The sequence below is a fragment of the Piezobacter thermophilus genome, from assembly GCF_055386745.1.
In genome coordinates this window covers 1517087-1537620 of sequence record NZ_AP042380.1, presented here as the reverse complement: position 1 = coordinate 1537620, position 20534 = coordinate 1517087, and the positions used below count along the sequence as shown (strand labels likewise).

Genomic DNA, 20534 nt, shown 5'->3' with positions numbered 1-20534 from the left:
CCCCCCGCCAGGGGCGATGGATCTTCTGCTGATCCGCCACGGCGAGAGCGAACCGGCGCGGCCGGGCCAGCCCTTTCCCCTCCGGGATGGTCACGGCGATCCGTCACTGCATCCTCGGGGCCATGCGCAGGCCCGGGCCGTGGCCGCGCGGCTGCGATCCGAAACGTTGCACGCCATCTATGTCACCACCCTGCGCCGCACGCACCAGACCGCGGCGCCGCTGGCCGAACGGCTGGGCCTGACACCGATCATGGAGCCCGACCTGCGCGAAGTGCACCTGGGCGACTGGGACGGCGGCGAATACCGTATCCGCGCCGCCAATGATGACCCGGCCTGGCAACGCGCCCTTGCCCGTCACGAATGGGGCGAAATCCCCGGCGCCGAAACCACCGCCGCGCTGCAGGCGCGCGTGCGCGCCGCCCTGCTGCGCCTCGCCGCGGCCCATGCCGATCAGCGTATCGCCGCCTTCGTGCATGGCGGCGTGATCGGTGCGGCGCTTGCCATCGCCACCGGCGCGCGCCCCTTCGCCTTCAACGGCGCGGCAAACGGCTCGATCAGCCGGCTGGTGATCCGCGGCGAGGAAATGACGCTGCGCTGCTACAACGATTGCGCCCACCTGTAACAGGCACCGATCGGCGTCTTTTTCTGGCCCCAAATATCCCCGCCGGAGGCATCGCGGCGGGCGCAAGACCGTCGCGATACCCGCGGGCGCCACGCCGGCCCGTCACGTCATGGTGACGACCACCTTGCCCGTCACCTTTCGCTGCTCCAGCATTTCCAGCGCCCGCCCCGCCTGTGCCAGCGGAAACCGAGCCGTGATGCGTGGCCTGATCTGCCCCTCGCCGTACAGCCGGAACAGCTCGACCATGTTCGCGGCATGCGCCTGCGGGTCGCGCGCCACCCACGCCCCCCAGAACACGCCGACGATCTGCGTGACCTTGAGCAGGGTCAGGTTCAACGGGATCCTGGGAATGCCCGCCGGGAAGCCGACCACCAGAAACCGCCCCTTCCAGGCCAGCGCCCGCAGCGCCGGTTCGGCATAGGCCCCGCCCACGGCATCATAGACCACGTCCACCCCGTCGCTGCCTGCGATCTTCCTGATTTCGGCCGACAGGGCCTTCTGCGCCGCGCGCCCCTCCAGGTCACGCGGATAGACCAGCGTCTCGTTCGCCCCGATGCGGCGGCAGAAGGCGGCCTTCTCTTCGGACGACACCGCCGCGATGACGCGCGCGCCCATGGCGCGACCCAGCTCGACCGCCGCCGCGCCGACACCTCCTGCCGCACCCAGGACCAGCAGCGTCTCGCCCGGCCGCAAACCAGCGCGATCCTTGAGCGCGTGATACGAGGTGCCGTAGGTAAAGACGAAGCAGGCCGCGTCCTCGAACGGCATCTCGTCGGGGATCTTCACCGCGTTGATGGCGGGAACGCAGACCTGCGTGGCAAAGCCGCCAAAGCCGGTCAGCGCCAGCACCCGGTCGCCGGCAGAAAACCCCTCCACGCCCTCGCCCACCGCTTCCACGACGCCGGCAACCTCTCCGCCCGGTGCGAAGGGGCGGGGCGGTTTCACCTGGTAGAGGTCGCGTATGATCAGGGTGTCGGGAAAATTCGCCCCGGCGGCGCGCACGCCTACCCGGATCTGCCCCTTCTTCGGTTCGGGCTGGGGCAGGTCGGTCAGTTCCAGAGTCTCGGGGCCGCCCGGTGCGGTGCTCAGCATGGCTTTCATCGAAGGTCACTCCCTGTCCGCAAGTTGACGTGAAGTCTTTCCCTGCGCTCTGCGGTTGTCAATCGCATATCGAAATGTCATTTTGCACAGCGGAACAAGGTGATCCGAAGGGACGGCACGCCCCCTTCGTCATTGCCCGCAGGGGAGGACCATGATGATGCCGCAAGAGCTGTTCGATCTGCAAGGCCGGACCGCGGTGGTCACGGGCGGCGCCACGGGGATCGGCCGGATGGCGGCCGAGGCGCTGGTGCGGGCCGGGGCGCGGGTTCTGATCGCCTCGCGAAAGGGCGAGGCCTGCGAATCCGCGGCCGAGGAGCTGAACGCGCTGGACGCGCCGGGCAGCGCCGAGGGCTTTGCCGGCGACGTGGGCAGCGAAGAGGGCGTGGATGCACTGGTGAAGGAGGTCAGGGCGCGCACGAAGAGCCTCGACATCCTGATGAACAATGCCGGCACCACCTGGGGCGCGCCGCTGGGACAGTTTCCCTATGATGCGTGGAACCGGGTGCTTTCGGTGAACGTGACCGGGCTTTTCCACCTCACGCAGGGGCTGCTGCCAATGCTGGCGGCGACGGGCACGCTGGACGCGCCGGCGCGGGTGGTGAACGTGGGCTCGGTCATGGGCGAGGTGCCGCTGGGCGACGGCGCCTATTCCTACGCGGCCTCGAAGGCGGCGGTGCTGCACCTGACGAAGATCCTCGCCAAGGAGCTGGCGGGCTATTACATCACCGTCAACGCGCTGGCTCCGGGGCCGTTTCTGTCCAACATGACCGCCTTTGCCATCGCCGACGAGGAGCGGCGTGAAAAGGTCGCGGCAAGCGTCCCCCTCGGCCGCGTGGGGCGCGCCGAGGACATTGCCGGGGCGATGCTGTTCCTGTGCGGCAGGGGCGGATCCTATGTCACCGGGGCGGTCATCCCCGTGTCCGGCGGGATCAACGTGCAGACCGGCGGCAACATCTTCGCCGCAGCACTGGAATAGGGCAGACATTGCCGTCGCCTCGCAGCGGCACGCCAACATAACAGAGCGGAACCCAGGCAGATGGACGGATCACGCAGCAGCGAAATCGTGTGGAAACGGGACGAAAGCCACCTTCCTCCGGCTTTGCGGGGGCTTCGGATTCCGCTGATCGGCGCGCCGCTGTTCATCATCTCGGTGCCCGAACTGGTCATCGCCCAGTGCAAGGCGGGCATCATCGGTTCGTTCCCGGCACTCAATGCCCGCGAGGCCGAGGGCGAGCCGCCGCTGCTGGAGGTCTGGCTGAAGCGGATCACCGAAGAACTCGACCGCCACAACCGGGAAAACCCGGACCGGCCGGCCGCGCCCTTCGCGGTGAACCAGATCGTGCACCGCTCCAACAGCCGGCTGCAGCGCGACATCGAGATCTGCGCGAAATGGAAGGTGCCGATATGGATTACCTCGCTGGGCGCGCGGACCGAGGTGAACGAGGCCGCCCATGCCGCGGGCGCGGTGGTGCTCCATGACGTCATCAACGACAGATTCGCCCGCAAGGCCATCGACAAGGGCGCCGACGGGCTGATCGCCGTGGCCGCGGGGGCGGGCGGGCATGCCGGGCGGCTCTCGCCCTTTGCGCTGATCGGCGAGATCCGGGCCTGGTTCGACGGGCCGCTGGCGCTGTCGGGCGCGATTGCCAGCGGCGAGGCGCTGCTGGCGGCGCGTGCGGCGGGGGCGGATTTCGGCTATGTGGGCTCGCCCTTCATCGCCACGCGCGAGGCCAACGCGAAACCGGACTACAAGCAGATGATCGTTGAGAGCGGGGCCGAGGACATCGTCTATTCCTCGTTCTTCACCGGGGTTCACGGCAACTACCTGCGCGAGAGCATCGCCCGCGCCGGGCTCGACCCCGACAACCTGCCCGAAGCCGACCCTTCGGCGATGGATTTCGGCCAGGGATCGGCGAAGCCGAAGGCGTGGAAGGACATCTGGGGATCGGGGCAGGGGATCGGCGCGGTGCGCGAGGTGGTTCCGGCGGGCGCTCTGATCGACAGGATCGACCGCGAATACCGCGCGGCAGGGGCGCGGCTGGCGGCCGAATTCGGGGCGGGATGAGATGGCGGAACTTCTCGTGATCCGCCACGGACAGGCCTCGTTCGGGACGGACGACTACGATCGGCTGAGCGACCTCGGCCGCCGCCAGTCGCGGGCGGTGGGCGAGATTCTGCGCGAAAGCGGCTGGCGACCGGACCGGCTGATTACCGGAACCCTCAGGCGGCAGAAGGAGACGCTGGCCGAGATGGGTTTTGCCGTGCCGCCCGAGGAGCATCCCGGCTTTGACGAGTATGATTTTCACGACCTTCTGCGCGTGAAATTCGGGGGCCGGATGCCGGACGCGGTGCACCGGGACCGAAAGACCCATTTCCGCACGCTGCGCGACGCGCTGCTCGAATGGCAGGCCGGCGGGCTGGAGGGCGCAAGGGAAAGCTGGCGCGATTTTGTCGCCCGGGTCGCGCAGGCGCGCGACTTCGCCACCGCGACGGGGGCCAGGCGGGTTCTCGTGATAAGCTCGGGCGGGCCGATCGGGCAGCTGGTGGCGACCACCCTGCAGGCGCCGCCCGCGCAGATGGTGGCGTTGAACCTTCAGGTGCGGAACAGCTCGATGACCCGTTTCGTGTTTTCCCGCGACAGGATATCCTTGCACGAATTCAACGCCGCCCCCCATTTCGCCGGCGCCGCAGGCGCAGAACTGACAAGCTACAGCTGAGGCCGCCCATGACACAGGATACCCGCTCACTGGATACCGAGGCAGTTGACGCCTGGCTGCGCGACAACATGCCGGGCTGGCGCGGTCCGATCGAGGAGGCGCGCAAGTTCGCGACCGGTCAGTCGAACCCGACCTTCCTGCTTCTGACCCCGGGTGGGCGCTATGTGCTGCGCCGCAAGCCGCCGGGCAAGCTGCTGAAATCGGCCCATGCGGTGGATCGCGAGTTTCGCGTGCAAAAGGCTCTGTGGGGCTCGCAGGTGCCGGTGCCGCGCGTCCATGTGCTGTGCGAGGACGAGGGCGTGATCGGCTCGGCCTTCTATGTCATGGATCACGTGGAGGGGCGCAACTTCAAGGAACCGACCATGCCGGGGGAGGACAACGCCACCCGCGCCGGCGTCATCGACGAGATGAACCGCGTGCTGGCCGCGCTGCACATGGTCGATATCGAGGCGGCGGGGCTGTCCGATTTCGGGCCGCCCGGCAACTATTTCGAACGCCAGGTGGCGCGCTGGACCCGGCAGTATCGCGCCTCGGAAACCGAACCCCTGCCGGCCATGGACCGGCTGATCGAGGCGCTGGCGGCGCACATGCCCGAAGATGACGGGCAGCGGACGCTGGTGCATGGCGACTACCGCATCGACAACATGATCTTTGCCCGCGACGGTACCGCCTGCCTTGCGGTGCTGGACTGGGAGCTCTCCACCATCGGCCACCCCTATGCGGATCTGGCCAGCGTCATCATGCAATGGCAGATGCCAGCCGGCGCCGAAGGGCGCGGTCTGGCCGGGGTCGATCGCGCGGCGCTGGGGTTGCCATCGGATGAAGAATTCATCGCAAGTTATTGCGAGCGCAGAGAATTGCCGGGAATAGAGAATTTCGGCTTCTACCTCTCCTTCTGTTTCTTCCGTATGGCTGGCATCCTCCAGGGCGTGCTGAAGCGGGCGCTGGACGGCAATGCCTCGAACCCCGAGCGGGCGCTGAAACTGGGCCGGTACGTGCCGGTCTTTGCCGAGCACGGCCTGAAGGCGCTGGAACGCTGAAAACGCTGAAGACGCGCCGCCCACGGCCGATCAAGGAGCGCACATGCCCCAGGACGCAAACCCACGGGAACGGGACGAGGCGAAGGACCGCAACTTCGTGACCGCTCTGGCGCGGGGGCTGGACGTGCTGCGCTGTTTCCGCCCCAACGAACAGGGGCTGAGCAATACCGACATCTCCGAACGCACCGGCCTGCCCAAGGCCACGGTGTCGCGGCTGACCCATACGCTGTGCCGGCTGGAATACCTTGTCGCCGACCCGCGCACCGGGCGCTACCGGCTGGGGCCGGGGGTGCTGCAGCTGGGGTTCGGGGTTCTTGCCGGCATGGACATCTGCGAACGGGCCGGGCAGGTGCTGCGCGGGCTGCGCAACGGGCCGAACTCCTACATCACCGCGGCACTCGGGGAACGGCACCGGCTCGAAGCCGTCTATGTGGCGGTGCGCCGGTCGCGCGAAAACGTGGCCCTGGCCATGCATGTGGGCTCGCGCCTGCCGCTGTTCCAGTCGGCCATGGGGCGGGCGATTCTGGTGGCGCTGGACGCGGAAGAGCGCGAGCGGGTCTTCGACATGGCCCGCCGCGACGACCCGGCGGGCGAGGCGGCACGGCGCACGGCGTTTGCCCGTGCGGCCGAGGAATACGCGGCGCATGGCTACTGCACCTCGTACGGCGAATGGCGCCGCGACGTGAACGGCATCGCGGTGCCGGTGTTCTCGCTGAACGGATCGCGGGTGTTCGGCCTGAATGTGGGCGGGCCGTCCTTCCACGTGACCAGGGACCAGCTGGAAGGGTATTATGCCGAAAGGCTCCGCCAGGCCGCGAGCGCCATTAGCCTGCGGCCCGAGGGCGGCTGAAGGCGGGGCGCGTCTCTGCACGCGCCGGAGCAGCGTCAACCTGACGTTGCGTTACGATCCGCGGGGGAGGGCCGCCTGGCGCCCGTGCGGAAGCTGCCGACGCATGGCCCGTTCCGCGATGGCGCGGGCGTCCCCGGAAAGTTGACCTGGCGGAAATATTTGAAAATATCAACATGATACGACCGGCAACTGAAGTGATTGCCCGTTGCCGGGCGACATCTGGCGCGTGTCTGACGGCCCGCGCGGCCCGGAATGATCCCGGCCGGGGCGGGGGCGCTGCGAGGTGCTTGACTTTGAATCCGGTTGTGCAACGCTTTTGCCACGTCCGCCCGAAACAGCGAAGAACAAGCTGGAAGGGCGTCCGATTGGGAGGACAAACAATGCGCAGAACGACCAGGATCGGCCTCGGGGCCGTGCTTGCACTTTCCGTCAGCGCGGCCGCTGCCTTTGCCGACACCATCAAGATCGCCTTCATCGACCCGTTGTCAGGGCCCTTCGCCGCCACCGGAGAGCAGGGCCTTGCCCAGTACCGCTTTGCCGCCGAGGAACTGGTCAACAGGAAGGGAGGCGTTCTGGGCGGCAAGATGTTCGAGATCGTGCCCTTCGACAACAAGATCAGCCCCAAGGAGTCGCTGATCCAGCTGCAGGTCGCCATCGACCAGGGAATCCGCTTCATCGCCCAGGGCAACAGTTCGGGCGTGGCCAACGCGCTGACCGATGCGATCAACAAGCACAACCGCCGCAATCCCGACAACCGGGTCCTGTTTCTGAACTATTCGGCCGTGGATCCGGCGCTTACCAACGACAAGTGCAATTTCTGGCACTTCCGGTTCGATGCCAATGCCGACATCAAGATGGACGCGCTGACCGACATCATCCAGCAGGATGACAGCATCAGGAAGGTCTACATCATCGGCCAGGACTACAGTTTCGGCAAGGCGGTGGCCGCCGCGGCGGTCAGGTTCCTGAACGAAAAGCGCCCGGATATCGAGATCGTGGGCAACGAGCTTCACCCCATCGGCAAGGTGAAGGATTTCACCCCCTACGCCCGCAAGATCGTCGCGTCGGGGGCGGACGCGGTGATTACCGGGAACTGGGGATCGGACATGCTGAATCTCGGCAGGGCTATCCTGGACAATGGCTTCACCGGGCCGATCTACACCTACTATGCCGCCGCCGACGGCATCACCGCCGCCTTCGGCGAGGCCGGGGACGGGTCGCTCAAACTGGTGGGCGAGGGGCAGCTCAACCCGCCGGTGTCGGAACGGGCCGATGCCTATGTCACCGCCTTCAAGAAGAAATATCCGAACAAGGATATCGGTCAGCCGCGCATCGCCAACGTGATCGAGATGCTGGCCAAGGCCATCGAGAAGGCCGGCTCGGACACCGACATCGTGGCCATCGCCAGGGCGCTGGAGGGGATGGAGCATGACGCCCTCTTCGGCGGCAAGGTCTACATGCGTCCGCAGGATCATCAGGCGATCCAGGACGTGCATGTGCTGGCCCATACCAATGACGGGATCACCCATGATTTCGACAATTCCGGCTATGGCCTGAAAGTCGAGAAGACCGTCAGGATGGCGGGCATGGACAGCCCGACCACATGCAGGATGAAGCGCCCGTAAGGAAGGAAGAGGCGTCCGGTCCGACCGGCCGGGCGCCTTTCATGAGGCAAGGCCGCGCATACGCCGGGGAGGGGGCATGGAGCTCGTACTCGTCAATATGATCGACGGGCTGGTCACCGGGCTGTTGCTGTTCATGCTGTCGGCGGGGCTCACGCTCATCTTCTCGATGATGGGCGTGCTCAACTTCGCCCATGCCAGCTTCTACATGCTGGGTGCCTATTTCGCCTATCAGATCAGCGTTTACATGGGGTTCTGGATGGGGCTTCTGATCGCGCCGCCGCTGGTGGGCGTGCTGGGCGCGCTGGTGGAACGCTACGGCCTGCGCAAGGTGCACCAGTATGGCCATGTCCCCGAGCTGATCTTCACCTTCGGGCTGGCGCTGCTGATCGAGGAGGTGGTGCAGTTCATCTGGGGCCGGGACACGATGCCCTATGACATCCCCGAGATTCTCAGGTTCACCGCCTTTTCCATCTCGGGCTACGCCATCCCGGCCTACAAGATCTTCATGATCTTCACCTCGGTTGCCATTTTCGTGGTTCTGCTGTGGGTGCTGACCCGCACGCGGGTCGGCATGATCATCCAGGCCGCCCTGTCGTATCCGCAGACGGTCGAGGCCCTGGGGCACAACGTGCCGCTGGTCTTCATGGGCGTGTTCGGGGTCGGCACCGCGCTGGCAGGCGTGGCCGGGGTGATCGCCGGGCCGGTGCTGTCAACCTTTCCGGGCATGGCGGTGGTGCTCGGCTCCATCGTCTTCGTCACCATCGTGATCGGGGGGCTGGGCTCGCTGTGGGGGGCGCTGGTGGCGTCGCTGATGATCGGCTGGCTCACCACCTTCGCCAAGGCCTACAACATCCGGGCCGCGGATATCCTGACCTCGCTGGGCCTGACCCCGCCGGCCAACATGGAGGAAAGCATCTGGCGCGACATCTGGACCGTGACCAGCCCGCAGATCGCGGACATCCTGCCCTATATCCTGATGGTGCTGATCCTCGTGTTCCGTCCCCACGGCCTGTTCGGAAAGCGCGACGCATGACCGAGACCGCACGCATCCCGGGCCGAAACGCAGGGCTGACGCCCGGCATGGTCCTGCCCTGGGCGCTGGCGGCGTTGTTCCTTGCGGTCATGCCGCTGATCTTCGCCTCCAACTCGGCCATCACCATCATGAACCAGATGGCGATCACCATCATCTTCGCCTTGGCCTACAACATGCTGCTGGGACAGGGGGGGATGCTGTCCTTCGGTCACGCGATCTTCATGGGCATGGGCGGGTTCATGAGCGTGCACATCATGAACTGGGTCGAACGCTACGAACTGCCGCTGCCGCTGCCGCTGCTGCCGGTTTTCGGCGGCCTTTCGGGGCTGGCGCTGGCCATCGTGGTGGGCAGTTTCTCCACCCGCAAGGCTGGCACCGTCTTTGCCATGATCTCGCTGGGCGTGGGCGAGCTGGTCGCCGCCAGTTCCGTCATCATCGTTGCCTTCTTCGGCGGCGAGGAAGGGGTCAGCGGCGACCGCACCTACGGGCTGCCCTTCTTCGGCATCGAGTTCCTGCGCCAGATCGAGGTCTACTACCTGACCGCCGCATGGCTGCTGATCTCGGCGCTGCTGATGTATCTGTGGTCGCGCACGCCGCTGGGGCGGATGGCGAACGCAGTGCGCGACAACCCCGAGCGGGCCGAGTTCGTCGGCTATTCGGCGCGGTGGGTGCGGTTCTACTCCTTCTGCGCCTCGGGCTTCTTCGCCGGAATCGCCGGCGGGCTTTTCGCCATAAACTACGAGATCGTCACCGAGGAGAACCTCAACCTCGCCCAGTCGGGGGCGATCCTGCTGATCACCTTTCTTGGCGGCGCCGGCTTCTTCTTCGGCCCGATCATCGGCGCCGTGCTGTTCACGCTCCTGCAGACCGTGCTGAGCCTGCATACCGATATCTGGCAGCTTTACCTCGGCGCGCTTTTCGTGCTGACGGTGATGTATTTCCCCGGCGGGTTGGCAGGGGTGCTGATGATGCACGTGGTTCCGGCCCGGCTGGGCAGGCTGCACATGCTGGTCATGCCCTATCTGCGCACGCTGCTGCCGGCGGCGATCGGCATTGCCGGGCTGGCCGGGGTGCTGGAAATCGTCTTCCACCGGCGCAACATGGCACCCGGAGACGAAGAGATGACCCTGTTCTGGATCACCTTCGACAGCACCTCGCCCTGGCCGCTGGCCATCGCGCTGGGCGTGGCGGCAATCGGCATCTGGATCGCGCGACGCACCGCACCGGCCCTGCGCGAGGCGTGGGAGGCGGCCAACAGGATCGACCTGCCGCCCTTGTCGGAGGCACGGCCATGACCGCCGCCCCGACAACAGCCCCTGCGGCCCTGCGCATCGAAGGCCTGCGCAAGAGTTTCGGCCCCACCGAGATCATCTGCGGCGTGGACCTGTCCATCGCCGCGGGCGAGCGTCATGCGATCATCGGCCCCAACGGCGCGGGAAAATCGACGCTGTTCAACCTTGTCACCGGCCGCTACGCGCCCACGGCCGGCCGCGTGTTCCTGAACGGGCAGGAGATCTCGGGCCTGCCGCCCTTTCGCATCAACCGGATGGGGCTGAGCCGGTCGTTCCAGATCACCAACATCTTTCCGCGCATGAGCGTGTTCGAGAACGTGCGCTGCTCGCTGCTGTGGGCGCGTGGTTATCGCTATTCCTTCTGGCACGTGGTCGGGCGGTCGCGCGATCTGATCGAGGCGACCGAAGAGATCCTCGCCCAGATCAACCTGACCGCGCGGCGCGATCTGCCGGCGGGCGTGCTGTCATATGCCGAGCAGCGCGCGCTGGAAATCGGCATCACCATGGCCGGTGGCGCCAGCGTCATCATGCTGGATGAGCCGACCGCCGGCATGAGCCATTCGGAAACCGACCATATCGTGGACCTGATCCGCCGGGTGACGGAAGGGCGCACGCTGGTCATGGTCGAACATGACATGGGCGTGGTGTTCGGGCTGGCCGACCGCATTTCGGTACTGGTCTATGGCCGGATCATCGCAACCGGCAGCCCCGAGGAGGTGCGCGCCGATCCGAAGGTGCAGGAAGCCTATCTCGGCACCACGCTGGAGGCAGGGTGACCGTCATGCTCGAAGTTCGCGATCTTCACGCCTATTATGGCAAATCGCATATCCTGCACGGCGTGAACATGACCATCGGCGAGGGCGAGATCGTCGCGCTGCTGGGGCGCAACGGGGTGGGGCGCTCGACCACCTGCAAGGCGGTCATGGGGCTGGTCGAGCCGCGCGGTTCGGTCCGCTTCAAGGGGCAGCAGATCGCCGGACGCAAGGCCTATGAGATCGCCAAGCTGGGCATCGGCTATGTGCCCGAGAACCGCGACATCTTTCCCGGTCTGACGACGCGGCAGAACCTGATCCTCGGGCTGAAGCCGGGGCAGAAGGACGGGCAGGGGCGCTGGTCGATGGAGGACATGTTCGCGCTGTTCGAGAATCTGCGCGAACGTGCCGATGTCGAGGCATCGGTCCTCTCGGGCGGCGAGCAGCAGATGCTGACCATGTGCCGCACGCTGATCGGAGACCCGGATTTCATCATGATCGATGAGCCCACCGAGGGGCTGAGTCCGCAGATGACGCGGCGGGTGGCGGAGCTGCTGCAGGAAATCGCCCGCCGGGGCATTGCCACGCTGCTGGTCGAACAGAAACTCGCGATCGCGCTCGATATCGCCGACCGGGTCTATGTCATGGGGCACGGCAGGGTGGTTTTCGAAGGCACGCCGGCCGAGTTGAAGAGCCGCGACGACGTGCGGCGCGAATGGCTGGAGGTCTGAGCGCGCCTCAGCCGCCCTCTGCGAGGTGATATTCCAGTTCGGGCAGGCTGTGCTTGCCGAAGAACATCTCGTCGCCCAGGAACATGGTCGGCGCACCGAACACGCCGCGGGCGACGGCGGCCTCGGTATTGGCGCGAAGCCGCGCCTTCACTTGCGCGCTGCGGGTGGCCTCGATGATCTCGGAGGCCGGCAGGCCCGCCTCGCGCAGGACGTCGGCAAACACCTCGGCATTGTCCACCTTCTGCCCGTGCACCCAGATCGCGTTGAACACCGCATCCAGGTAGTCGCCTTCCCATTCGGTTCCCTGTGCGTGGACCGCGCCGCGCATTGCCGAAAGCGTGTTCAGGGGGAAATGGGGGTTCATGTGATAGCGTAGCCGGTGGCGCCTGACGAAACGCTCGATCTCGCGCATCTCGTAGGCGAGCTTGCCCTTGACCCTGGCGTGGACCTCCAGCGGGCTGCGGTTGCCCGCGGCCTTGAACACGCCGCCAAGAAGCATCGGGACATGGCGCACCCGTACCCCGTGGCGTTCGGCGATCCCGGGCAGCACCCGATGCACGAGATAGGCGTTCGGGCTGCCGAAATCGTAAAGGAATTCAATTTCGCCCACGAATCCTCCCCCCTGGCCGCGCACTGCCGCCTGCGCCCCGGAAGATCCGGGACGCAGACGGACAGTAGGCGCGGTTTTCCCCCGCCTGTCAATGCGGGCGGCCGGGCGTGATTCGCGTCCCGCGAGGCGCCCCACGGTGGCGTGGGAGGGCCGCGACGTCACGGAAGGGCGCTCTCGACAGCGGCGGCATTTCGCGTTCTCATCGCGGCCGGAGCGAATGTGAACATCGGGGGAGTGACCAGATGCGTGTTGCGAAACCGGAAGATCGCGGGCTTGACGGCCCCCGCCTCGATCGTATCGGGACGTGGATGCGGGCCTATGTGGACGCCCGCAGATATCCCGGCAGTTCCGTCCTGATCGCGCGGGGCGGAGAGGAGGTCTTCTTTCACGCCACGGGCCAGCGCAGCATCGAGGCCGGGCTGCCCTTTGCCCGCGACACGGTGGTGCGGCTCTACTCGATGACCAAGCCGGTCACCACCGTTGCCGCGATGATGCTGGTCGAACGGGGGCTGTTTCATCTGGACGCACCGGTATCGGATTTCATCCCCGCCTTTGCCGACTGTCACGCGCTGGTGCCGGGGGCGAAACGCATCGACCAGACCGAGCCCTGCGCCACGCCGACGCTGCACCAGATCATGACCCATACCAGCGGCCTGAGCTACCCGTTCAATCCCGGCCTGCTGCCGCAGGCGATGGACGAAGAGGATCTTCTGTTCAAGCCCGACCAGGGCCGGCTGGCCGCGATGGTGGACCGGGTGGCGCGGCTGCCGCTGGCGTTTGCGCCCGGCACCCGCTGGGAATACTCGGTCGGCATCGACATCCTGGGCCGGGTGATCGAGGTGGTGACCGGCCGGACGCTGGCCGAGGTCTTCGCGGAAGAAATCTTTGCGCCGCTGGGGATGACGGAAACGGGGTTTTCGGTGCCCGACGGCGCGGGCGCGCGTTTTGCATCGCTCTATACGCCGCTTGAGGGTGACGCGATGGCGCTGAATGCGGCGCGGGCAGGCGGCGAAACGCTGCGCCTTGTGGACGAGGCCGGCTCGTCGCCATTCGAGGCGGCAACGCTGTTTTCCGGCGGCGGCGGGCTGGTGGGGACCATCGACGACTACATGCGCTTCGCCGAGATGCTGCGCCGGGGCGGCGAGGCAGCCGGCGGGCGGCTTCTGAGCCCGAAAACGGTGGCGTTCATGATGCGCAACCACCTGCCCGGCGACATCGCCTCGATGGGGCCGCAAAGTTTTGCCGAACAGCCGATGGAGGGCATGGGCTTCGGTCTGGGCGGGGCCGTGGTTCTGGATCCCGCGCGCGCCCGCGCCCCCGGCAGCGAGGGCGATTTCAGCTGGGGCGGCATGGCCTCGACCTTCTTCTGGGTGGACCGGCGCCTTGGCCTGTCGGTGGTCTTCTTCACCCAGCTGGCCCCGTCGAGCTCGTACCCGGCGCGGTCGCAACTGAAGGCGCTGGTGCATGGGGCGGTGGTGCAATGAGCGCCGATCGCCCCATTCTCTGGACCCCGTCGCGCAAGCGCGCCGAGGCCAGCCGCATGGCCCGGTTCATGCGCTGGCTGGCGGCCGAACGCGGGCTGGAGTTCGACGGCTACGACGCGCTCTGGCAGTGGAGCGTCACCGATCTGGACGGGTTCTGGTCGGCAATTGCCGAATTCTTCGACATCCGCTTCACCACGCCCCCCAGGGCGGTTCTGGCCGAGCGCAGGATGCCCGGCGCGGTCTGGTTTCCGGGGGCGCGGCTGAACTTTGCCGAACACATGTTGCGGCAGGCAGAAAAGACCCCCGAAGCCCCGGCGCTGATCGTGCATTCCGAAACCTTCGGCCGGCGCGAGATGTCCTGGGCCGAGCTGCGCGCGCAGGTGGCAAGAGTGGCCGCACATCTGCGCGCGATGGGGGTAGGGCAGGGGGATCGCGTGGTCGCGATCCTGCCCAATACCGAAACCGCGGTCATCGCCTTCCTTGCCACCGCCAGCATCGGTGCGATCTGGTCGCTCTGCGCCCCCGACATGGGGCATGTGGCCATTCTCGACCGGTTCCGGCAGATCGGCCCCAAGGTCCTGATCGCGCACGACGGGTATGTGCACGCGGGCCGGATGATCGACCGCCGCGCGGCGCTGGACGGCATTGTCGCGGGCCTGCCCACGCTCGAGAAACTGGTGCTGGTGCCCGTGGCGAGCGATGTGGCGGGCGATGTGGCGAGCGGTCTGCCGGAGGGTGCGGTCAGTTGGACCGACCTGACCGGCGACGCAAGCGTGCCGCGATTCGAGCCGGTGCCCTTCGATCATCCGCTCTGGGTGGTCTATTCCTCGGGTACGACCGGCAACCCCAAGCCCATCGTTCACGGTCATGGCGGCATCCTTCTCGAAGGCAGCAAGATGTCGCTGCATCTGGATCTGAGCGCGGCGGACCGGTTCTGCTGGCTCACCTCGTCGGGCTGGGTGATGTGGAACGCCCAGTTCACGGCCATGGGGCAGGGGGCCACGCTGGTCACCTTCGACAAGGCGCCCAATCACCCCGACATGCTGGAATTGTGGCGCATGGCCGCCGAGGAAAGGCTGACCTATCTCGGGGTCGGGGCGGCCTTCGTTTCGATCTGCATGAAGGCCGGCATCCGCCCCCGCGATTCGGTCGATCTTGCCGCGCTGCGGTCGCTCGGCACCACCGGGTCGCCGCTGACTGTGGACGGATACGAATGGGTTTACGATGCGGTGAAGCCGGATCTGTGGCTCGCACCGATCTCGGGCGGCACCGATTTCTGCGGCGCCTTCGTCGGCGGCAACCCGCTGGCGCCGGTGCGCGCGGGCGAGATGCAGTGCCGCTTCCTGGGCGATGCGGTTCATGCCGTCGACGAGGACGGGCACGCGGTGATCGGGCAGGTGGGCGAGCTGGTCTGCACCGAACCGCTGCCTTCGATGCCGCTGTTCTTCTGGGGCGACGAGGACGGCAGCCGCCTGCGGGAAAGCTATTTCGACATCTGGCCCGGCATCTGGCGGCACGGCGACTGGATCGAGATCACGCCCGAAGGCGGCGCGGTCATCTATGGCCGTTCGGACGCCACCATCAACCGTCGCGGGCTGCGGCTGGGCACGTCCGAAATCTATCGTGCGGTCGAGGCGCTGGACGAGGTGATGGACTCGCTGGTCGTGGATCTGGAATTCCTCGGCCGTGACAGCTTCATGCCGCTGTTCGTGGTGCTGGCGCCAGGCTGTCGCCTCGACGATACCCTGAAGGACAGGATCAACGCCGCGATCCGCGAGAACGTCTCGCCCCGCTTTCTGCCCGACGAGATCGTGCAGATCGAAGAAGTACCGCGCACATTGTCGGGCAAGAAGCTGGAAGTTCCGGTGAAGAAGCTGCTCCTCGGGGGCGATCCGAAAAGGATCGTGAACCGGGATTCGATGGCCAACCCCGCCAGTTTCGACGCCCTCATCGCCTATGCCGAATCCCGGAACCGAGGTAAAAAAAGACCTGCAAATGGATGATTCGGCGAAAGAACTTCTCGATATTCTGGAGCTTGAAAGGCTGGAGGTCGATCTGTTCCGGGGCATCGGGTCGGGGGGCGAAACCTCGACCCGGATCTATGGCGGGCAGGTCATCGCCCAAGCGCTGGCTGCGGCCTACCGAACCGTGCCCGAGGAACGCCTGTGCCATTCATTGCATGCCTATTTCATCCGTCCCGGAGATCCGGCGATGCCGGTGATCTACCAGGTCGATCGCTCCCGCGACGGAGGAAGCTTCACCACCCGCCGGGTCGTGGCCATCCAGAAGGGGCGGCAGATCCTCAACATGGCCGCCTCGTTCCATGTGGAAGAGGAGGGGTGGAGCCACCAGCATCCCATGCCCGAGGTGGAAGGCCCGGAAAATCTGCCCAACCGCGAGGAACTGCGCCGGCGTTACCTGGGCCGCATTCCCGAAAAGCATCGCGCCGATTTCATGCGCCCGCGCCCGATCGAGATTCGCGAGGTGAACCCGCGCGACCTGCTGGATCCCGAACCTGCGGACGACCGCAACCACCTGTGGTTCCGCATGACCGCTGCGGCCGGGCAAAGCCCCCAGATGCAGCACATCCTGCTGGCCTACGCCTCGGACATGCACCTGCTTGGCTCGTCGTTGCGCCCGCACGGGCTGACATGGTTTCGCAAGCGGCAGATGACCGCGAGCCTCGATCACGCGATGTGGTTTCATGCCCCGATCCGGTTCGAGAACTGGCATCTCTACACCATGGACGCGCCCTGGACCGGCGGCGCGCGCGGGTTCAATCGCGGTGCGGTCTATACCCGCGACGGAAGGCTGGTTGCCAGCGTGGCGCAGGAAGGATTGTTGCGACCGCTGGGAAACGGGCAGGGGCCCGGGGCATTCGGATGAGCCGCAATGAAAGGGGGCTCTGCCCCCTCGGCCTTCGGCCTCACCCCCGGAGTATTTGGGGCAAGAGGAAGGAAGCGGCATGTTCTCCATGTCCCTTCCTCTTGCCAAAAATACTCCTCCCGCCGGAGGCACGCGGCGCAGCCGCGTCAGCGTGCCGCTGATTGCCCGTGGTCTACAGACGGGAAATGTCGCTGAGTCACTTGCCGTCAAGGCCGCCGTATTTCCGGTTCAGCCTGCGCATTCCGGCGATCCATCGGTCGTAATCCTGCGCCTTGACCCGGAAATAGTCGGCGACCTGCGGATGCGGAAGGACAAGAAAGCGTTCCTCTTCGATTGCCGTCAGGCAGGCATCGGCCACCGCCTCGGGCTCCAGCATCCCGTCGATGCTCGCCACGTGATCTTCGAAACCGCGCGTCATGGCCGAGCGGACGGCCTGGGGGCACAGGACCGAAACCCTTATGCCCTGATCGCCATGGGTCATCGCCAGCCATTCGGCCAGGCCGACGGCTGCGTGCTTGGTCACGCCATAGGGCGCCGAACCGATCTGGTTCAGAAGCCCCGCAGCGGACGCGGTGTTGAGCAGATAGCCGCCGCCGCGCGCGATCATGCGCGGAACGAGATGGCGGGCGGCCCAGACATGGCTCATGACGTTGATCTCCCAGATCCGCTGCCAATCGGCATCGGGAGCCTCGACACCGCCAGGCAGCAGAATGCCCGCATTGGAACAGAACAGATCGATCGGGCCGGTTTCCGCCTCGACCGTTTCGATCAACGCGGCGATATCGGCTTCGCGTCCGACATCAACCTGTATCGGCAACCCGCTGATTTCCCGCGCGACCTGCCGCGCTCCATCCGCATCAAGATCGGCACAGACGACCTTGTGCGCGCCGGCACGCGCCAGCCGGATGGCAAGGGCACGCCCGATGCCGCCGGCTGCACCGGTGACCACTGCAATCCTGTCGCGGATGTCCATGCCTGATCCTCTTCTGGTGTTGCCCGGAGTTTACGATAGCCAAGAGCCGGAGGGGGCACCATGATCAACCGGGAGGACGGGGCGTCATCGGCGCTCGGGATCAACTATGTTATTACCATAATACCGATTATACGTTATTGATGGACAGGAGCGGCAGCGCCTTGCGCTGCGCGCCCCGCCTGTTCCCCGGCTCAGAAAAATGCCTGAAGACCGGTTTGCGCGCGCCCCAGAATCAACGCGTGCACATCATGCGTTCCTTCATAGGTGTTCACGGTTTCAAGGTTGATCATGTGCCGGATCACCTGGAATTCCAGGCTGATGCCGTTTCCGCCATGCATGTCGCGGGCCCATCGCGCGATCTCCAGCGCCTTGCCGCAATTGTTGCGCTTGATGATCGAGATCATCTCGGGCGCGGCGCGGGCTTCGTCCATCAGCCGCCCAACCCGAAGGCAGGCCTGAAGGCCAAGCGCGATCTCGGTCTGCATGTCGGCAAGTTTCTTCTGGTAAAGCTGCGTCTGCGCCAGCGGCCGGTTGAACTGCTTGCGATCCAGCCCGTATTGCCGCGCCGCGTGCCAGCAGAATTCCGCCGCCCCCATGACCCCCCAGCCGATGCCATAGCGCGCCCGGTTGAGGCAGCCGAACGGCCCCTTCAGCCCCTGCACGTTGGGCAGCAGCGCATCCTCGCCCACCTCGACACCGTCCATGACGATTTCGCCGGTGATCGACGCACGAAGGCTGAGCTTGTTCTCGATCTTAGGCGCGCTCAGACCCCTCGCGCCCTTCTCCAGCACGAATCCGCGGATCTTCCCGTCATGGGCATCCGACTTGGCCCATACCACGAAGACGTCGGCGATCGGCGCGTTCGAAATCCACATCTTGGTGCCGGTCAGGCGGTAGCCACCCTCGATCCGTTCCGCACGGGTCTTCATGCCGGCCGGATCGCTGCCGGCATCGGGCTCGGTCAGTCCGAAACAGCCGATCCATTCGCCGCTTGCCAGTTTGGGCAGGTATTTCCGGCGCTGCTCTTCGCTGCCATAGGCGTAGATGGGATACATCACCAGCGAAGACTGCACCGACATCATCGACCGATAGCCCGAATCGACGCGTTCTATTTCGCGCGCGACCAGCCCGTAGGTTACGTAACCCGCTCCAAGGCCGCCATATTCCTCGGGAATCGTGGTGCCAAGAAGGCCCATCTCGCCCATTTCCCGGAAGATTTCGGGATCGGTATGCTCCTCGGCAAAGGCGCGCGTCACCCGCGGTTGCAGCTTTTCCTGAGCATAGGCACGGGCGCTGTCGGCCATCATGCGCTCGTCCTCGTTCAGCTGATCGGCCAGCCGGAACGGATCGGCCCAGTCGAAACCGGCCAGATCCGGAGCATCCTTGGCGCGCAATTCGGGGGCGTTCATCACATCTTCTCCTGATCGGGAAACCGCGTGCATGGTCCGGGGGCACCCTACCCCGGCCGCCGAATGAAAAACAGCGAGACTTTCGCATCCAGTCATGAGTAAATGGAATACATGAGTACGCCCCGACGTTTCCTGCCGTCCATTGCCGGGCTGCGCGCACTCGAAGCGCTCGACCGGCTGGGCAGCGCCTCGGCCGTAGCCGAGGAACTTGCCGTAACCCAAAGCGCCGTCAGCCGCCAGCTGCAGGCGCTCGAGGCACGCATGGGCGTGGAACTGGTGCAACGCGGCAGCAAGCGCCTGGTCCTGACCCCGGCGGCACGGGACTATGCCGCCGAAATCCGCGAGGCGCTGGACCGCATCGCCCGGGCATCGCTGCGCCTTCAGGTGGCACCCAGCGGCGGCACGCTCAACCTGGCCATCCTGCCCGCCTTCGGCATGCGCTGGCTGATGCCCCGGCTGCCGGAATTCGCGCGCCTGCACCCGCAGGTGACGATCAACATGTCCACCCGCCTCCGACCCGTGAACTTCGCCGCGGAACCATTTGATGCAGCGATTCATTTCGGGAATCCAGAGTGGCCGGGATGCGGCCATCTCCTTCTTCGGAGCGAGCAGGTGATCCCGGTTTGCGCCCCCTCGCTTCTGCCGTCGTCCGCGCGCTCTTGCGGCCGGCCGACCCCCCGAGATCTGCTGCGCCTGCCGCTGCTGCATATCGAAACCCGGCCGCATGCATGGGCCGAGTGGTTCGCCCGAGCGGGCGTGACCGCGCCGACCCCCCTGCCCGGCACGATGTATGACCAATTCTCAACAATTACCCAGGCGGCGCTGCACGGCCTCGGTGTTGCGCTGATGCCCGACTACCTCGTCGAGGAAGAACTCGCCACCGGGCGGCTCGTGGCGCTGGCCGAGGCCCCGGCCGAGGCCGAGGGCGCCTACTACCTCGTCTGGCCCCGCGCCCGCGCCGAGGAGCCTTCGCTGCTGGCCTTCCGCGACTGGCTTGCCACCCGGGCGCAGCCCGAAGATCCGCTGCCGCGCTGAGCGACGGTCAGCTTCGGGGCGCCATCAGTTCCACCTCTTCGCCATCGCGCACGGCGGTGTAGAAGCAGCTTGTGCGATTCGTATGACAGGCCGGGCCGGTCTGGCGGACCACCACCAGCAGGCAGTCGCGGTCGCAGTCGATGCGCATCTCCACCAGTTCCTGCACATGGCCCGAGCTTTCGCCCTTGACCCAGAAGGCCTGCCGCGAGCGCGACCAGTAGGTGACGCGGCCGCTTTCCAGCGTGCGCCGGACGGCTTCCGCGTTCATCCAGGCCATCATCAGCACCGTGCCCGAGCTTTCGTCCTGGGCGATTGCGGGAATGAGGCCGGCGTGGTCATAAACCAGCGTGGCGGGATCGAAGTGCATGAGGCAA

Annotated in this window: 20 protein-coding genes; 15 read left to right on the top strand and 5 right to left on the bottom strand. The window is 66.2% G+C overall.

What is annotated here, in order from left to right:
* Positions 1 to 16: 16 nt before the first annotated feature.
* On the top strand, positions 17 to 622 hold the full coding sequence (locus ACZ5CM_RS07500; RefSeq protein ID WP_464642281.1) for a histidine phosphatase family protein: 606 nt from the start codon (positions 17 to 19) through the stop codon (positions 620 to 622).
* 102 nt (positions 623 to 724) lie between these two features.
* Here the strand turns inward: ACZ5CM_RS07500 and ACZ5CM_RS07495 are convergent, their stop codons facing one another.
* A complete protein-coding gene (locus tag ACZ5CM_RS07495; protein WP_464642279.1) occupies positions 725 to 1723 on the bottom strand; it encodes an NADPH:quinone oxidoreductase family protein in 999 nt (332 codons plus the stop codon).
* Between the two features lie 154 nt (positions 1724 to 1877).
* Here ACZ5CM_RS07495 and ACZ5CM_RS07490 point away from each other — a divergent pair, with 154 nt between their 5' ends.
* The 10 genes from ACZ5CM_RS07490 to ACZ5CM_RS07445 all read left to right on the top strand — a co-directional run bounded on the left by ACZ5CM_RS07490 (position 1878) and on the right by ACZ5CM_RS07445 (position 11763).
* A complete protein-coding gene (locus ACZ5CM_RS07490) occupies positions 1878 to 2699 on the top strand; it encodes an SDR family oxidoreductase (protein ID WP_464642528.1) in 822 nt (273 codons plus the stop codon).
* Between the two features lie 60 nt (positions 2700 to 2759).
* Positions 2760 to 3788: an NAD(P)H-dependent flavin oxidoreductase gene (locus tag ACZ5CM_RS07485; RefSeq protein ID WP_464642277.1), complete on the top strand. Its 1029-nt coding sequence runs from the start codon at positions 2760 to 2762 to the stop codon at positions 3786 to 3788.
* Between the two features lies 1 nt (position 3789).
* Positions 3790 to 4440: a histidine phosphatase family protein gene (locus tag ACZ5CM_RS07480; RefSeq protein ID WP_464642275.1), complete on the top strand. Its 651-nt coding sequence runs from the start codon at positions 3790 to 3792 to the stop codon at positions 4438 to 4440.
* 8 nt (positions 4441 to 4448) lie between these two features.
* Positions 4449 to 5480: a phosphotransferase family protein gene (locus ACZ5CM_RS07475; protein WP_464642274.1), complete on the top strand. Its 1032-nt coding sequence runs from the start codon at positions 4449 to 4451 to the stop codon at positions 5478 to 5480.
* Positions 5481 to 5523: 43 nt separating this feature from the next.
* The gene (locus ACZ5CM_RS07470; protein WP_464642272.1) at positions 5524 to 6330 is read left to right on the top strand and encodes an IclR family transcriptional regulator; all 807 of its coding nucleotides are present in this window, start codon (positions 5524 to 5526) and stop codon (positions 6328 to 6330) included.
* 380 nt (positions 6331 to 6710) lie between these two features.
* On the top strand, positions 6711 to 7955 hold the full coding sequence (locus ACZ5CM_RS07465) for a branched-chain amino acid ABC transporter substrate-binding protein (RefSeq protein ID WP_464642270.1): 1245 nt from the start codon (positions 6711 to 6713) through the stop codon (positions 7953 to 7955).
* A 76-nt stretch (positions 7956 to 8031) separates the two neighbouring features.
* Complete coding sequence (locus tag ACZ5CM_RS07460; protein ID WP_464642268.1) at positions 8032 to 8988, top strand: branched-chain amino acid ABC transporter permease; 957 nt, start codon at positions 8032 to 8034, stop codon at positions 8986 to 8988.
* Positions 8985 to 10283 carry a branched-chain amino acid ABC transporter permease gene (locus ACZ5CM_RS07455; RefSeq protein WP_464642266.1) on the top strand — a complete coding sequence of 433 codons (1299 nt, stop codon included), beginning with the start codon at positions 8985 to 8987 and terminating at the stop codon, positions 10281 to 10283. The genes ACZ5CM_RS07460 and ACZ5CM_RS07455 overlap by 4 nt, the downstream gene beginning before the upstream one ends.
* On the top strand, positions 10280 to 11056 hold the full coding sequence (locus ACZ5CM_RS07450; protein WP_464642264.1) for an ABC transporter ATP-binding protein: 777 nt from the start codon (positions 10280 to 10282) through the stop codon (positions 11054 to 11056). The genes ACZ5CM_RS07455 and ACZ5CM_RS07450 overlap by 4 nt, the downstream gene beginning before the upstream one ends.
* Positions 11057 to 11061: 5 nt before the next feature.
* Positions 11062 to 11763, top strand: a complete 702-nt coding sequence (locus tag ACZ5CM_RS07445; protein WP_464642262.1) for an ABC transporter ATP-binding protein — start codon at positions 11062 to 11064, stop codon at positions 11761 to 11763.
* 7 nt (positions 11764 to 11770) lie between these two features.
* On the opposite strand, the gene ACZ5CM_RS07440 is transcribed toward ACZ5CM_RS07445, so the two are convergent.
* On the bottom strand, positions 11771 to 12373 hold the full coding sequence (locus ACZ5CM_RS07440) for a DsbA family protein (protein ID WP_464642260.1): 603 nt from the start codon (positions 12371 to 12373) through the stop codon (positions 11771 to 11773).
* A gap of 242 nt (positions 12374 to 12615) precedes the next feature.
* Here ACZ5CM_RS07440 and ACZ5CM_RS07435 point away from each other — a divergent pair, with 242 nt between their 5' ends.
* From ACZ5CM_RS07435 to ACZ5CM_RS07425, 3 genes are read left to right on the top strand one after another with little or no spacing between them, the layout of a single operon-like run.
* Entirely contained in the window at positions 12616 to 13857 is a 1242-nt protein-coding gene (locus ACZ5CM_RS07435) for a serine hydrolase domain-containing protein (RefSeq protein WP_464642259.1), read from the top strand.
* Entirely contained in the window at positions 13854 to 15860 is a 2007-nt protein-coding gene (locus ACZ5CM_RS07430) for an acetoacetate--CoA ligase (protein ID WP_464642258.1), read from the top strand. Before ACZ5CM_RS07435 ends, ACZ5CM_RS07430 begins: the two co-directional genes overlap by 4 nt.
* On the top strand, positions 15853 to 16743 hold the full coding sequence (locus tag ACZ5CM_RS07425; RefSeq protein ID WP_464642256.1) for an acyl-CoA thioesterase: 891 nt from the start codon (positions 15853 to 15855) through the stop codon (positions 16741 to 16743). The genes ACZ5CM_RS07430 and ACZ5CM_RS07425 overlap by 8 nt, the downstream gene beginning before the upstream one ends.
* 196 nt (positions 16744 to 16939) lie before the next feature.
* Here ACZ5CM_RS07425 and ACZ5CM_RS07420 read toward each other — a convergent pair whose 3' ends face one another.
* On the bottom strand, positions 16940 to 17716 hold the full coding sequence (locus ACZ5CM_RS07420; protein WP_464642255.1) for an SDR family oxidoreductase: 777 nt from the start codon (positions 17714 to 17716) through the stop codon (positions 16940 to 16942).
* Positions 17717 to 17907: 191 nt separating this feature from the next.
* Complete coding sequence (locus ACZ5CM_RS07415) at positions 17908 to 19125, bottom strand: acyl-CoA dehydrogenase (RefSeq protein ID WP_464642253.1); 1218 nt, start codon at positions 19123 to 19125, stop codon at positions 17908 to 17910.
* Positions 19126 to 19236: 111 nt separating this feature from the next.
* On the opposite strand from ACZ5CM_RS07415, the gene ACZ5CM_RS07410 reads away from it, so the two are divergent.
* A complete protein-coding gene (locus tag ACZ5CM_RS07410) occupies positions 19237 to 20160 on the top strand; it encodes a LysR family transcriptional regulator (RefSeq protein ID WP_464642251.1) in 924 nt (307 codons plus the stop codon).
* A 7-nt stretch (positions 20161 to 20167) separates the two neighbouring features.
* Here the strand turns inward: ACZ5CM_RS07410 and hisI are convergent, their stop codons facing one another.
* Complete coding sequence (gene hisI, locus ACZ5CM_RS07405; protein WP_464642250.1) at positions 20168 to 20527, bottom strand: phosphoribosyl-AMP cyclohydrolase; 360 nt, start codon at positions 20525 to 20527, stop codon at positions 20168 to 20170.
* Between the last annotated feature and the right edge of the window lie 7 nt (positions 20528 to 20534).

Excerpts from the sequence above, each read along its gene's own strand:
- ACZ5CM_RS07500 (WP_464642281.1), top strand. The coding sequence starts at position 17 with ATGGATCTTCTGCTGATCCGCCACGGCGAGAGCGAACCGGCGCGGCCG.
- ACZ5CM_RS07495 (WP_464642279.1), bottom strand. The coding sequence starts at position 1,723 with ATGAAAGCCATGCTGAGCACCGCACCGGGCGGCCCCGAGACTCTGGAA.
- ACZ5CM_RS07490 (WP_464642528.1), top strand. The coding sequence starts at position 1,878 with ATGATGCCGCAAGAGCTGTTCGATCTGCAAGGCCGGACCGCGGTGGTC.
- ACZ5CM_RS07485 (WP_464642277.1), top strand. The coding sequence starts at position 2,760 with ATGGACGGATCACGCAGCAGCGAAATCGTGTGGAAACGGGACGAAAGC.
- ACZ5CM_RS07480 (WP_464642275.1), top strand. The coding sequence starts at position 3,790 with ATGGCGGAACTTCTCGTGATCCGCCACGGACAGGCCTCGTTCGGGACG.
- ACZ5CM_RS07475 (WP_464642274.1), top strand. The coding sequence starts at position 4,449 with ATGACACAGGATACCCGCTCACTGGATACCGAGGCAGTTGACGCCTGG.
- ACZ5CM_RS07470 (WP_464642272.1), top strand. The coding sequence starts at position 5,524 with ATGCCCCAGGACGCAAACCCACGGGAACGGGACGAGGCGAAGGACCGC.
- ACZ5CM_RS07465 (WP_464642270.1), top strand. The coding sequence starts at position 6,711 with ATGCGCAGAACGACCAGGATCGGCCTCGGGGCCGTGCTTGCACTTTCC.
- ACZ5CM_RS07460 (WP_464642268.1), top strand. The coding sequence starts at position 8,032 with ATGGAGCTCGTACTCGTCAATATGATCGACGGGCTGGTCACCGGGCTG.
- ACZ5CM_RS07455 (WP_464642266.1), top strand. The coding sequence starts at position 8,985 with ATGACCGAGACCGCACGCATCCCGGGCCGAAACGCAGGGCTGACGCCC.
- ACZ5CM_RS07450 (WP_464642264.1), top strand. The coding sequence starts at position 10,280 with ATGACCGCCGCCCCGACAACAGCCCCTGCGGCCCTGCGCATCGAAGGC.
- ACZ5CM_RS07445 (WP_464642262.1), top strand. The coding sequence starts at position 11,062 with ATGCTCGAAGTTCGCGATCTTCACGCCTATTATGGCAAATCGCATATC.
- ACZ5CM_RS07435 (WP_464642259.1), top strand. The coding sequence starts at position 12,616 with ATGCGTGTTGCGAAACCGGAAGATCGCGGGCTTGACGGCCCCCGCCTC.
- ACZ5CM_RS07430 (WP_464642258.1), top strand. The coding sequence starts at position 13,854 with ATGAGCGCCGATCGCCCCATTCTCTGGACCCCGTCGCGCAAGCGCGCC.
- ACZ5CM_RS07425 (WP_464642256.1), top strand. The coding sequence starts at position 15,853 with ATGGATGATTCGGCGAAAGAACTTCTCGATATTCTGGAGCTTGAAAGG.
- ACZ5CM_RS07420 (WP_464642255.1), bottom strand. The coding sequence starts at position 17,716 with ATGGACATCCGCGACAGGATTGCAGTGGTCACCGGTGCAGCCGGCGGC.
- ACZ5CM_RS07415 (WP_464642253.1), bottom strand. The coding sequence starts at position 19,125 with ATGAACGCCCCCGAATTGCGCGCCAAGGATGCTCCGGATCTGGCCGGT.
- ACZ5CM_RS07410 (WP_464642251.1), top strand. The coding sequence starts at position 19,237 with ATGAGTACGCCCCGACGTTTCCTGCCGTCCATTGCCGGGCTGCGCGCA.
- hisI (WP_464642250.1), bottom strand. The coding sequence starts at position 20,527 with ATGCACTTCGATCCCGCCACGCTGGTTTATGACCACGCCGGCCTCATT.